At 59.3% G+C, this 11,798-nt stretch carries 13 protein-coding genes; 12 read left to right on the top strand and 1 reads right to left on the bottom strand.

Going from position 1 to position 11,798, the window contains the following annotated elements; genetic code table 11:
* Nucleotides 1-131 precede the first annotated feature (131 nt).
* The 12 genes from nrdR to ABD827_RS10900 all read left to right on the top strand — a co-directional run bounded on the left by nrdR (nucleotide 132) and on the right by ABD827_RS10900 (nucleotide 10,317).
* The gene (gene nrdR, locus ABD827_RS10955; protein WP_298718942.1) at nucleotides 132-581 is read left to right on the top strand and encodes a transcriptional regulator NrdR; all 450 of its coding nucleotides are present in this window, start codon (nucleotides 132-134) and stop codon (nucleotides 579-581) included.
* Entirely contained in the window at nucleotides 582-1,697 is a 1,116-nt protein-coding gene (gene ribD, locus ABD827_RS10950) for a bifunctional diaminohydroxyphosphoribosylaminopyrimidine deaminase/5-amino-6-(5-phosphoribosylamino)uracil reductase RibD (protein WP_344964826.1), read from the top strand. It abuts the gene before it with no gap.
* A complete protein-coding gene (locus tag ABD827_RS10945) occupies nucleotides 1,697-2,350 on the top strand; it encodes a riboflavin synthase (protein ID WP_344964824.1) in 654 nt (217 codons plus the stop codon). Before ribD ends, ABD827_RS10945 begins: the two co-directional genes overlap by 1 nt.
* A gap of 14 nt (nucleotides 2,351-2,364) precedes the next feature.
* Nucleotides 2,365-3,474 carry a bifunctional 3,4-dihydroxy-2-butanone-4-phosphate synthase/GTP cyclohydrolase II gene (ribBA, locus tag ABD827_RS10940; RefSeq protein WP_344964823.1) on the top strand — a complete coding sequence of 370 codons (1,110 nt, stop codon included), beginning with the start codon at nucleotides 2,365-2,367 and terminating at the stop codon, nucleotides 3,472-3,474.
* Between the two features lie 423 nt (nucleotides 3,475-3,897).
* Nucleotides 3,898-5,919, top strand: a complete 2,022-nt coding sequence (gene siaA, locus ABD827_RS10935) for a biofilm regulation protein phosphatase SiaA (protein WP_344964822.1) — start codon at nucleotides 3,898-3,900, stop codon at nucleotides 5,917-5,919.
* A complete protein-coding gene (gene siaB / locus ABD827_RS10930) occupies nucleotides 5,920-6,462 on the top strand; it encodes a biofilm regulation protein kinase SiaB (protein WP_344964821.1) in 543 nt (180 codons plus the stop codon).
* Between the two features lie 20 nt (nucleotides 6,463-6,482).
* Nucleotides 6,483-6,863 (top strand): biofilm regulation phosphoprotein SiaC, encoded by a 381-nt coding sequence (gene siaC / locus ABD827_RS10925; protein ID WP_298718954.1) that lies wholly within the window; start codon nucleotides 6,483-6,485, stop codon nucleotides 6,861-6,863.
* A gap of 8 nt (nucleotides 6,864-6,871) precedes the next feature.
* Nucleotides 6,872-7,654, top strand: coding sequence for a biofilm regulation diguanylate cyclase SiaD (gene siaD, locus ABD827_RS10920; RefSeq protein WP_344964820.1), 783 nt, complete (start codon nucleotides 6,872-6,874; stop codon nucleotides 7,652-7,654).
* 45 nt (nucleotides 7,655-7,699) lie between these two features.
* On the top strand, nucleotides 7,700-8,257 hold the full coding sequence (locus tag ABD827_RS10915; RefSeq protein WP_344964819.1) for a HutD/Ves family protein: 558 nt from the start codon (nucleotides 7,700-7,702) through the stop codon (nucleotides 8,255-8,257).
* A gap of 1 nt (nucleotide 8,258) precedes the next feature.
* Nucleotides 8,259-8,921 (top strand): alpha/beta hydrolase, encoded by a 663-nt coding sequence (locus ABD827_RS10910; protein WP_344964818.1) that lies wholly within the window; start codon nucleotides 8,259-8,261, stop codon nucleotides 8,919-8,921.
* Nucleotides 8,922-9,048: 127 nt separating this feature from the next.
* Entirely contained in the window at nucleotides 9,049-9,396 is a 348-nt protein-coding gene (locus tag ABD827_RS10905; RefSeq protein WP_344964817.1) for a HopJ type III effector protein, read from the top strand.
* A 15-nt stretch (nucleotides 9,397-9,411) separates the two neighbouring features.
* Nucleotides 9,412-10,317, top strand: coding sequence for a DUF808 domain-containing protein (locus ABD827_RS10900; protein ID WP_344964816.1), 906 nt, complete (start codon nucleotides 9,412-9,414; stop codon nucleotides 10,315-10,317).
* A gap of 347 nt (nucleotides 10,318-10,664) precedes the next feature.
* On the opposite strand, the gene ABD827_RS10895 is transcribed toward ABD827_RS10900, so the two are convergent.
* The gene (locus ABD827_RS10895) at nucleotides 10,665-11,567 is read right to left on the bottom strand and encodes a DMT family transporter (RefSeq protein ID WP_344964815.1); all 903 of its coding nucleotides are present in this window, start codon (nucleotides 11,565-11,567) and stop codon (nucleotides 10,665-10,667) included.
* Between the last annotated feature and the right edge of the window lie 231 nt (nucleotides 11,568-11,798).

Below are 11,798 nucleotides of genomic sequence, written 5' to 3'. Positions count from 1 at the left end.
CCAATCCCCAATCCCCAATCCCCAATCCCCAATCCCCAATCCCTACATTAACGCTTACAACTGTGTTTCATTCTGGCAATCTGTAGCCTGCTTATTTACACTAACCGCCGAATTTAGCCCACGGAGGCGCCATGCACTGTCCCTTCTGTCATGCAACCGAAACCAAGGTCATCGATTCCCGTCTGGTCGGGGAAGGATTGCAGGTGCGCCGCCGGCGGGAATGCAACGCCTGCAAAGAGCGTTTCACCACCTTCGAGAGTGCCGAGCTGGTGATGCCGCGGGTGATCAAGACCACCGGCATTCGCGAACCCTTCAACGAAGACAAGCTGGAAGCGGGTATGCAACGGGCACTGGAAAAACGCCCGGTCAGCACCGAAGCCATCGAGCAGGCGGTTAGCCGCATCATGTCTCAGCTGCGCGCCACCGGTGAGCGGGAAATCAAATCCGAACACATCGGTAACCTGGTGATGGAAGAGCTGAAGCAGCTCGACAAGGTGGCCTATATCCGTTTCGCCTCCGTTTATCGTTGTTTTGAAGACTTGCGCCAATTCGGCGAAGAAATAGCCCGACTGGAGCAATGAGTGTTTAATTCCGACGATGCGCGCTGGATGGCCAGGGCGCTTGAGCTGGCCCGGCGAGGGCGCTTCACCACCAGTCCCAATCCCTCGGTAGGCTGCGTCATCGTACATAACGGCACCCTGGTAGGCGAAGGCTATCACCAGCAGGCCGGCGGCCCGCACGCCGAAGTCTTTGCCCTGCGTCAGGCCGGTAGCCAGGCCCGGGGCGCCACCGCCTATGTCACCCTCGAGCCCTGTTCTCATCACGGTCGTACGCCGCCCTGTGCCCAGGGCTTGATCGATGCCGGTGTGGCCAGAGTGGTGGCGGCCTCGGTGGACCCCAATCCGCAGGTGGCGGGGCGCGGTCTGGCCATGCTGCAGACGGCGGGCATTGACGCCGCCGCCGGACTGATGAGCGAGGCGGCCGAGGCGGTCAATACCGGTTTCATGCACCGCATGCGCACCGGCCTGCCGTTTGTGACCGTCAAGCTGGCGGCGAGTCTGGACGGGCGCACCGCCCTGGCCAATGGCGAGAGCAAGTGGATTACCGGTCCGGCTGCCCGGCGCGACGTACAGCGCCATCGCGCCCTGAGCTGCGCCATTCTGTCCGGTGCCGATACGGTGCTGACCGACGACGCCAGCCTCAATGTGCGCTGGAGCGAACTGCCCGCGTCGCTACAAACCGAATATGAACAAAATCAACTGCGCCAGCCGCTTCGGGTTATCATCGATACCCGTAACCGGTTGACCCCGGAACTGAAACTGTTTGCCCAGCCCGGCCCGATCCTGTTGCTGCGCGGCAAGGTCAGCGGCGGTTTCGGCGAGCAGGTAGAAGAATGCGTACTGCCGTTGGCAGACAATGATCAACTCGATCTGCCGCTGTTGCTGGCCGAGCTGGGCCGCCGCCAGATTAATCACCTGTGGGTGGAGGCGGGGGGCCGTCTTTGCGGCGCCCTGCTCGCTGCCGCATTGGTGGATGAACTGGTGTTGTATCAGGCGCCCAAACTGATGGGCTCGACCAGCCGCGGGCTCTTCGATCTGCCAGAGCTGACTGCCATGAGCCAGGTGCCACAGCTGGAGTGGCTCGACTGCCGCCGAGTGGGTAACGATATTAAACTGACCGCAAGGGTAAAAAGCTGATGTTTACCGGAATTGTTGAAGCCACCGGCATACTGGCCGATATTCGCCGCCAGGGTAACGAGTCGGTGATCCGCATTCATTGCCCAAGGCTGGACTTGTCGGATGTGAAACTGGGTGACTCCATCGCCACCAATGGCGTATGTCTGACCGTGACCGAGCTGGGCGCGGATTACTACTGTGCCGATGTGTCCGGTGAAACTATAAATCGCACCGGCTTTGCCGGCTATCGTACCGGGCAGGCGGTGAACCTGGAAAAAGCCCTGCTGGCCACCAGCCGGCTGGGCGGCCATATGGTGTCCGGTCATGTGGACGGTGTCGGCCATATCCGCCGCCGCACCGAGCTTGGCACCAGCATAGAGTTGTGGGTCGAGGCCCCTGCTGGGCTGGCGCGCTATATCGCCGAAAAAGGCTCCATTACCGTGGATGGCATCAGCCTTACGGTCAACGATGTGGAAGGGGCGGCATTCAAGCTGACCCTGGTTCCGCATACCTTACAGGAAACCACCCTCGACGACTGGCGGCCCGGCCGACAGGTAAATCTTGAGGTGGATATTATTGCCCGCTATCTTGAACGTCTGCTGACCGCTGCGTCTGAGCCGCAACAGGGCGGACTGACGCTGGCGACCCTGGCCGCCAGCGGTTTTATGAAATAAGAAGGGAGAACACCATGGCTTTAAGCAGTACCCAGGAAATCATCGACGATATCCGTCAGGGTAAAATGGTCATCCTGATGGATGATGAAGACCGGGAAAACGAAGGTGACTTGATCATGGCCTCCGAGCATGTACGCCCGGAAGACATCAACTTCATGGCCAAATACGGCCGGGGGCTGATTTGCCTGACCCTGACCGAAGCCCGTTGCCGCCAGCTGGACATTCCCCAGATGGTCAGCCGCAACACCGAGCAGTTCTCCACCGCCTTCACCGTGTCTATCGAAGCTGCCGAGGGCGTGACCACCGGTATTTCTGCCGCCGATCGGGCTCATACGGTACAAACCGCCGTGGCCAAGGAAGCCAAGCCGGCCGATCTGGTACAGCCGGGGCATATCTTTCCGCTCAAGGCCCAGAATGGCGGTGTACTGACCCGTGCCGGTCATACCGAAGCGGGCTGTGATCTGGCTCGTCTGGCCGGTCTGGAAGCCTCGTCGGTTATCGTCGAGATCCTCAACGAAGACGGCACCATGGCCCGACGTCCGGATCTGGAAGTCTTCGCCCAGGAGCACGGCATCAAGCTCGGCACCATTGCCGATCTCATCGAATACCGTAACCAGAACGAAACCACCATCGAGCAGGTGGCGCGCTGTAACCTGCCCACCGAATACGGCGACTTCGAGCTGGTGACCTTTCGTGACACCATCGACAATCAGGTGCATTTCGCACTGAAAAAAGGTGAGATCAAGGCCGACGAGCCGGCGCTGGTGCGGGTGCATATTCACGATATGTTCACCGATGTGCTGATGACCGACCGTCATTCGGCACGCACCTGGCCGCTGGGCAAGTCGATGGCCCGCATCGCCGACGAAGGCGGCGTGCTGGTGATCCTCGGCCGGGAAGAAACGCCGGATCATCTGCTGTCGCTGGTGCGCCAGTTCGAGGCGGTGGATCGCGGTGAACGGCTCGAAGGCGCCAAGCGCCAGGGTACGTCCCGCCGGGTCGGCGTCGGCTCGCAGATACTGCAGGCCATGGGGGTGGGCAAGATGAAGCTGCTCAGCTCCCCCAAGCGCTACCATGCGCTGTCCGGCTTCGGCCTGGAAGTGGTCGATTACATCATCGACTGATGAACACACAACTGCCGCCGCCTTGGCTAACACCATGCAGTTAACGGGATCGATTGGCTTTCAAACCGACCTTCTGCGCCATGGATGGCGCAGCAGAGCCCCCAGGGATGGGTTTACGGCGTGTCGGTGGGAAGTCAATTGATTCCGTTTTACGTTTAACTGACAGTTGTTAGCCGCCCTGGCGGCAGTTTTCATTTTATTGTCATTCCCTTTTACGTCCTCCTGCTTTATTACCGGATATAACTTCCGATATGGTCATTATTCAATGCGCCTGTTAATTGATTCAAATAAAGCGGCCATACCACACTAATATTCTCCACCTTCTTTATTTGTTTTTCCGCTATTGAGTACTCCCTGATTGAGTTTTTACGCGGTTGCGGCACAATGGCGGCTTCGTATGAGTTATTCCGACACAGAGCAAGGATGCCAATGGCCATTTGGGGCAAGGGACTGCGCGCAAAATCCATATGGGCACTGCTGTTGGCCTGTCTGCTGGCGTTTGTTCCTGCCGGTGGCATTGGCTGGCAGGTGTTGAGCGGCGTGCAGGATTACTTCGGCAAGGCCTATGCCCGCAATTTTACCCAGCTTAACCGGCAGAATATTCTGGTGCCCCTGTCCCGGGATCTGGCGCTGGCCCGGCGGTTCGCAGACTCGGTACTGATGCATCAGTGGCTGGAGAATGAAAGCGACGAGCAGCACAAGGCTCTGCTGTTTCGCGAAGCAAAAGGCTTTACCGACGATTTCAGCAGCCATTCCTTTTTTATCATCAGCGCCGACTCGCGCGCCTATTATTATGGCCAGCGTGATCAGGCGCTCGGCGGCGAACCGCAATATCACCTTTCTTCCGATAATCCCGACGACCGCTGGTTCTTCAACGTGCTGGAACAGGGCGAAAAACTCAATATCAACGTCAATCGCGACACGCGACTGGGTACTACCCGGGTGTGGTTGAATGTGTTGATTGAAAACCAGGGCCGGCCGCTCGGGCTGGCCGGCACCGGTATCGATTTGACCAGCTTCATCGATCGCTTTATCAATACCGATGATGTCGGCGTAACGCCGATGATCATCGACGAGCAGGGCGCCTTTCAGGCCCACCCGGACAGTGAGCTGATAGCCCTGGGCTCGGCCGCCGGTGCCGATGCCGAGCGTCGTACCCTGCAGGCTCAACTGAACGAGGATAGCCAGCGGCAACGGCTGCAGCAGTTGATGGCCGAGGCGCGGGCAGATTCTTCCGATGTCAGCATCGACTGGTTTGAACTGTCGGGGCGCCGCCAGTTGCTGGCGTTCAGTTTTATTCCCGAACTTGGCTGGTATGTGGTGACCGCCATCGACCCGGGCGCGGCGCAGGTGCTGGAGGGTGCCTGGATCAATACCGCCCTGCTGGTCTTTGTGGTGATGCTGGTGGTGTTACTGCTGGCGCTGGCCTATGCGGTGGAAAAACTGATGCTGTCGCCGCTGCGTCAGTTGCAGGGCTCGGCAACCGCCATGGCCGAGGGGCGTTTCGATGTGTCGTTGCCGCCGTCATCGGGCGATGAAATCGGCGATCTCAGTGCCGCCTTCGGGGTGATGGCGAAAAAGGTGCAGTCCCATACCGAAGAGCTGGAACAAAAGGTGCAGAGCCGCACCCGTGAGCTGGAAGAAACCAATCACAGGATGCGCCAGGCGCACCAGCAGATCAACGATTCCATCGATTATGCCAGCCTCATTCAGCGCGCTATTTTGCCGGATCAGCAACTGACCGAGGTGCTGGGCGAACATCACTTTGTGTTGTGGCATCCCAGAGATGTGGTGGGGGGTGACTTCTATATTTTTCATCCCGGTGAGCGGGGCCGTTTTCTGGTCGGGGTGGTCGACTGTGCCGGGCACGGGGTGGCCGGCGCCCTGATGACCATGCTGGCGCGGGCGGCGCTGGATCATGCCATTCGCGAGCAGGGGATAGCGTCGCCGGCGGCGATACTGCAGCTGGCGGATCGCACGCTGCGGGGCATGCTGCAGGACTGCGACTTGCCACGCGGCCTGGCCACCAATATGGACGTGGGCCTGGCGTCGGTGGTGCCAGACCGGGAGCAGCTGGTGTTTGCCGGTGCCAAGATGTCGCTGTATCACAGCGACGGTGACCGCATCGACGAAATCAAGGGCAGCCGGCGCACGCTGCTCGACCGGCGTGATGCTCACTTTGAAGACATCACCCTGACCCTGCAGCCGGACGCGATTTACTACCTGGCCACCGACGGTTATCCCGATCAGGCCGGGGGAAGCAAGGGCTTTGGCTTGGGCAGCAGCCGGTTTCGCGAGTTGCTGCGCACCCATGCCCGTTTGCCCCTCAACGAGCAGGCGCTGGCGCTCAGACAGGCGCTGGATGATTATCGAGGTCATCATCCTCAACGGGATGATATTACCCTGCTCGCATTCAAAGTAGATTCATCATCAGAGGCCGTTTAAATGTCATCCATTGACCTGCTGTCGATAAGAGAACAGTTTAACCAGAACCAGATTCTGCTGTGTTTCAACGGGCCTATTTCACGCAGCCTGATTGAAGAAATAGGCAAGGCGCTGAAAAATCACCTGCAGGCGGAACAAGCGCTGCCCACCGCGGCCATGGATGTGTTCGGGGTCTACATCGAACTGACCCAGAATATTCGTCATTACGCCGCGCATATGGCCTACAGTGAGGCCGAAGGCTCGGCCACAGTGGTGGTGGCGCGCAGCGATGACGGGCATTATCAGGTGCTGGCCGGCAATCTGGTCGAGCTGGACGATGGTCGGGCGCTGTGTCGGCGCATCGACGAGTTGTCCGGCATGAATAAGGCGGAGCTGAAATCGGCGTATAAAACCCAGTTACGCCGGCCCCGAGACGGTAATGAGAGTTCCGGCGCCGGGCTGGGCCTGCTGGATGTGGCCCGCAAGTCATCCCGGCCGATGACCGCCAAACTGGTGGAAACGGGCGCGGGCCGAGGGTTTTTAAGTCTGTTGGCGGTAATATGAGCATGCAATCGGAAGTGGCGATGAAATCATTAAACGTGACCGGTAGTCAGTCTACCCCCACTATTCTCTGCAACCCGGATAATGGGGTGATGAGCATGCAGGGCGACTCCTACCCTGAAAACTCGTTCGAGTTTTTTGGCGAGGTGATCGAATGGGTCGAGCAATTTCTGCAGCGATCATCGCAGCCGTTGCAGCTGGAATTACACCTGATTTACATGAACACCAGCAGCGTCAAGGCGATGATGGATATCTTTGACCTGATGGAGGCGGCGTTTGCCGCGAGCCGTGAGGTGAGCGTGCGCTGGTACTACGATCCCGACAACGAGCGGGTGGTGGAGCTGGCCGAAGAGTTCAAGGAAGACTGCTCCTTCCCCTTCGATATATTGCCCCATGACGAGTAAACCGACCCATGACGAGTAGACTGAGCGACCGGGAGCTGGAGCAACTGCTGTCCGATCCGGCACAGCAAAACAATCCGCTGCTTCCGGTGCTGCAACAGCTGCTGGAGCGAGACCGGGAGCAGCGGGAGCGACTGGAACGGCTGCTGCGTATCTCCGACTGCAGCTACGACATGGCCCGCTCCCAGACCCATGATCTGCTGCACCAGTACGACCGGCAATTGCGCCGGCTGGAAAAAATCACCCGCATCTCTGACCGTTATCAGCGCAGCTTGCTGGAGCTGAACGAAGAGCTGAAAAAAGCCGCCCTGCGTGACCCGCTGACCGGGCTGGCCAACCGACGGCTGTTGATGGAACGAGTGCGCGAAGAGCTGGACCGCTGTCGGCGGGGCCGTGCGCCCTTCAGTCTGGTGATGCTGGACGCGGATCACTTCAAGCGCATCAACGACGTTTTCGGTCATGATACCGGGGATCGGGTGCTGTGCATGCTGGCCGACACTATATCCCGGCAACTGCGTGGCTACGACCTCTGTGCCCGCTGGGGCGGTGAAGAGTTTATGTTATTGTTGCCGGAGACCGGACTGGATCAGGCCTCGGCGCTGGTAAAGCGGGTCATGCAGGCGGTACGGTCGCTGACGCTGGACGGCGATAGCGCAAGCCTGCTCAGCGTCAGTGCCGGACTGACCTGCTACCAGCCCGATGAAGACGTCGATCTCACCATCAACCGGGCCGACGGGGCGCTGATCCAGGCTAAAAACAATGGTCGGGATCGATTGATGGTGGTGCCGCACTAGTCTCCACCTCTTCTTGATAAGCATAAGATTCGAGGTAACCAACTGATGGCAAAACGACTGGGAACGACCGATTTTATCGACATGCCCTGGAAAAATGGCGGCGGCGTGACCCGGGAGCTGTACCGGCTGCCGAGCGATCAGGGGGCCGACTTCGGTCTGCGGGTGTCGATGGCCCGGGTGGGACAAAGCGGCCCCTTCTCTTTTTTCCCCGGTATTGACCGCATCCTGATGCTGATGGAGGGGGCCGGCTTCGAACTGACCATGAACGACAACCAGCATACGCTGGATACGCCCTTTTCACCGCTGGCTTTTCCCGGTGAAGCGGAGGTGAATTGCCGGCTGCTGGCCGGTGAATGTCTGGACTTCAATGTGATGACCGACCGGCGCTGGGGCGAGGCCGAGGTTCAGATATATCATCTGGCGCCGGGGCAGGTTTATCGTTGTCACAGCGTCACGCCACGGTTGCTGTATCGTCACCTTTCCGGCCATGACGCCGAACCCGAATTGTGGGTACTGGAGCCCGGAGAAAGTCTGGATCTGGCCGCCGACGAGCAGGGCGCTACCCTGGTCGATATTACCCTTTATCCTGTTGACGGAGTCTGAGATGACCACCTTGAATGCGATTGTGCGGGACACGGCGCCCAACCCGACTGCCTGTGTGATCTGGCTGCATGGTCTGGGCGCCGATGGCCATGACTTCGAGCCCATAGTACCGGAGCTGAAGCTGCCCGCAGGCAGCGCTATCCGCTTTATCTTCCCCCATGCGCCGCAGATACCGGTCACCGTCAATGGTGGCCTGCCGATGCCGGCCTGGTATGACATTCTGGCCATGAGCCTGGAGCGGGAAGTGGATGAACCCCAGCTGCGGGCTTCGGCCCTGGCGGTGCAGGCCCTGGTTGAACAGCAGATCGAACAGGGCATCGACAGTCGCCGTATCCTGCTGGCCGGTTTTTCCCAGGGCGGTGCCGTGGCCTATGAGGCAGCCTTGAGTTTTCATCGGCCGTTGGCCGGACTGATTGCCATGTCGACCTATCTGGCCACCGCCGACAGCCTGCAACGCCATGAGGCCAATCAGTACCTGCCGGTGCAGATACTGCACGGCAGCCGCGATGGCGTGGTGCCCGAGCTGCTGGGCGAGCGCGCCTGTCAGCAGTTGCAGCAATGGGGTTTTGTGCCCGAATATCACCACTACCCGATGGAGCACAGCGTGTGCGCCGCCGAAATTGCCGATATCTCCCGTTTCATGCGCCAGTGCCTGCAGCTATAGCGATATTAGCTGACTGGCTGTAGACCAGGCAGGCGACTCCGGCGCCCGGAAGAGGGCAAAGGGAGTGAACCCTTTGTCCGATAAATGAACCGTTAGTGAGTTTTCAAAAGACCATCAAGGAAACAAGATGACCCTGAACGAGCTGCAGCAAAAACTGCAAAACAACCCCGAAACCATCGAATTTGCCGATACCATGGCGATCATCGAGCAGTTGTACGACTTTACTCCCGCCGCCTTTACCAATGGCGACGTTAGCAACGACGCCGGACAGAACAGCGGCTCCTGCAAGCTGTTTGCCTTTGCCCGACTGCAGGGATTGAACGAGCAGCAGACCCTGGACTGCTTTGGCAGCTTCTATCGCAACGATGTGCTGGGCAACCCCGACGGTGAAGACCATCAGAATATTCGCAACTTCATCAACACCGGCTGGTCGGGTGTCGAGTTTGCCACTCAACCGCTCACCCCAAAAGCCTGATAAAGGACTCCCGCCATGGCCGGTGCCAGCCTGTTAACCCTGATAGATGATATCGCCACCATTCTGGATGACGTGTCGCTGATGACCAAGGTCGCGGCCAAGAAAACCGCGGGGGTGCTGGGGGACGATCTGGCACTGAATGCCCAGCAGGTGTCCGGCGTGCGGGCCGAACGCGAGCTGCCGGTGGTGTGGGCGGTGGCCAGGGGCTCGTTGCGCAACAAGCTGATTCTGGTGCCGGCGGCGCTGTTGATCAGCGCCCTGGCCCCCTGGGCCATAGTGCCGTTGCTGATGCTGGGCGGCGCCTTTCTGTGCTTCGAGGGCGTGGAAAAACTGGTGCATTCCTTTTTGCATCGGGATGAAGGCGAACAGCTTCACCTGGCGGAAATAGACGAGTCGGTGGATCTGGTGGCGCTGGAGCAGGACAAGATAAAGGGGGCGATTCGCACCGACTTTATTCTGTCGGCCGAAATCATTGTGATCACCCTGGGCACGGTGGCCGGCGTCGGTTTCGGTCAGCAGGTCATGGTGCTGGCCGGCATCGCCCTGCTGATGACCGTCGGGGTTTACGGCCTGGTGGCGGGTATCGTCAAACTGGACGATCTGGGACTTTATCTGAGTCAGAAACGCGGGCTACTGCGGGGATTCGGCCAAGCCTTGCTGTCGGCCTGTCCCTATCTGATGAAAGGGTTGTCGGTGGTGGGCACCGCCGCCATGTTTCTGGTGGGCGGTGGTATTCTGGTGCATGGCATTCCCGGCGCCGAGACGCTGATCCACGACTGGGTTCAAAAGCTGCCGCTTCTGGGCGGGTCGCTGTCCTGGCTGGTGCCGACTCTGCTGAACGGCCTGGTCGGCATGCTGGCGGGCACCCTGGTGCTGCTGCTGGTGAAAGGAGCCGGCCTGTTGAAGGGCGGCACATCATAGAGAGATACTGTTTTGGTTTGATTGTCATATCAACTCCGAACAAAGGGCCCGCTCCGCCGACTCGCCGTGAATCCCTCCCTGGAGGCTCAGCCGCGCCATCCGTGGCGCGGATGGTCGGCTGAGCAGATCCCTTTGCTCTCCTTGATGCACCGGCGTTGCCTGTTAGCGCCGTCTACAGACAACTCGATGCTCGAGAAGAGGCAACAGAGATCGACTCTCACGACCGTGAAATGCCATGGACGGCATTTCCCGAGCCCTCAGGGATGAGTTTATGGCGTGTCGTGGGAGGCGACTGTGTTGCCTCTGATCCCGGGGTTAAAATGATCAGATGTTTATTCAAATTGGTATTATCTCTTACCACCCACATTCAGCGCCTGACGGCTGCGATACCAGGCCAGCAGGTTGCGGCTGCGATAGCTGAGCAACGCCAGCAGGATCAGCACACAACCGAACACTTTCTCTATCGGCATCGGCTCCTGATACCAGAACACGCTGATCAGCACCGTCCATATCGGCTCCAGCATCATGATCAGCGCGGCATTGGCCACGTTGCTGTATTTTTGCCCGGTACTCTGGCAGACGAAACGCAGCGAGGTGGCCAGCAGCACGCTGGCGGCAAACCAGCCCCAGATCTCGGGCTCGATAACCTCGGGCCAGTGCTCGAACAGGCCGGAATAGATCAGGTGCATGACACCGGTAACGGTCAGCTGCACGCAGGTGAGCGCCATGGGGTCGATACGCCGGGCAAAGCGGCTGTTCAGATTGAAATACATCGCCAATGACAGCGAGGCCAGCAGAAACAGTAGCTGGCTGAGTGACAGGCTGAGGCCCGAGCCCATGGTCAGCAGAAACAGACCGGCGATGGCGATGGGCAGGGCCAGCCAGAACTGCCGGTTGGGTTTTTCCCGGAAGATAAGCCAGGCCAGCGGCGGCACCATCAGCATGGCCAGACTCATGATAAAGGCCCCTTCGCCGATGCCCTCGCTATGGGAAATGGCCTGGATCCAGAAGATCAGGTTCAGGGTCATCACCAGGCCGATGGCGGCCGCCTTGAGCAGCAGCCCGGTCGGGGTTTGGCGCAACGTGCGATAACAAAACGGCAGCAGCAGCAGCGCCGCCAGCAGAAAGCGCCAGCCGACAAAACCGGCGGGGGGCAGGCCGGAAATGGCTTCTTTGGAAAACAGCCAGCCGGCGGACGCCAGCAGGGTGGCGCTTAAAATAAACAGATCGCCGCGCCGTTCTGGCAACATAAATCACCCTCGTAGTCTTTTGATGCAAAATGGATAAGGTCGGCCGGTATACAACTGACGTGAGCGGTTCCATGGCAGGAAGAGTGGGCACAGCCGGCAGCGGCCCTACTGTATGTTATTTCACTTTATTTGCACACCGAGCCATCTAATCCTGTGAGGCTGCCGACACTATTCGCCCCGTCAGGCGCAACGCATGAGGGCTTCTCGAGCCGCTGCCTTTGTCAACTTCCT

The organism is Oceanisphaera sediminis, assembly GCF_039539745.1.
Lineage (GTDB): Bacteria > Pseudomonadota > Gammaproteobacteria > Enterobacterales > Aeromonadaceae > Oceanimonas > Oceanimonas sediminis.
Note: the sequence above shows the minus strand (reverse complement) of the source record. Positions and strands in the feature narration are given on the sequence as shown.

Excerpts from the sequence above, each read along its gene's own strand:
- ABD827_RS10895 (WP_344964815.1), bottom strand. The coding sequence starts at position 11,567 with ATGTTGCCAGAACGGCGCGGCGATCTGTTTATTTTAAGCGCCACCCTG.
- siaA (WP_344964822.1), top strand. The coding sequence starts at position 3,898 with ATGCCAATGGCCATTTGGGGCAAGGGACTGCGCGCAAAATCCATATGG.
- ribBA (WP_344964823.1), top strand. The coding sequence starts at position 2,365 with ATGGCTTTAAGCAGTACCCAGGAAATCATCGACGATATCCGTCAGGGT.
- ABD827_RS10910 (WP_344964818.1), top strand. The coding sequence starts at position 8,259 with ATGACCACCTTGAATGCGATTGTGCGGGACACGGCGCCCAACCCGACT.
- ABD827_RS10900 (WP_344964816.1), top strand. The coding sequence starts at position 9,412 with ATGGCCGGTGCCAGCCTGTTAACCCTGATAGATGATATCGCCACCATT.
- siaC (WP_298718954.1), top strand. The coding sequence starts at position 6,483 with ATGAAATCATTAAACGTGACCGGTAGTCAGTCTACCCCCACTATTCTC.
- ABD827_RS10945 (WP_344964824.1), top strand. The coding sequence starts at position 1,697 with ATGTTTACCGGAATTGTTGAAGCCACCGGCATACTGGCCGATATTCGC.
- ABD827_RS10905 (WP_344964817.1), top strand. The coding sequence starts at position 9,049 with ATGACCCTGAACGAGCTGCAGCAAAAACTGCAAAACAACCCCGAAACC.
- ABD827_RS10915 (WP_344964819.1), top strand. The coding sequence starts at position 7,700 with ATGGCAAAACGACTGGGAACGACCGATTTTATCGACATGCCCTGGAAA.
- siaD (WP_344964820.1), top strand. The coding sequence starts at position 6,872 with ATGACGAGTAGACTGAGCGACCGGGAGCTGGAGCAACTGCTGTCCGAT.
- nrdR (WP_298718942.1), top strand. The coding sequence starts at position 132 with ATGCACTGTCCCTTCTGTCATGCAACCGAAACCAAGGTCATCGATTCC.
- siaB (WP_344964821.1), top strand. The coding sequence starts at position 5,920 with ATGTCATCCATTGACCTGCTGTCGATAAGAGAACAGTTTAACCAGAAC.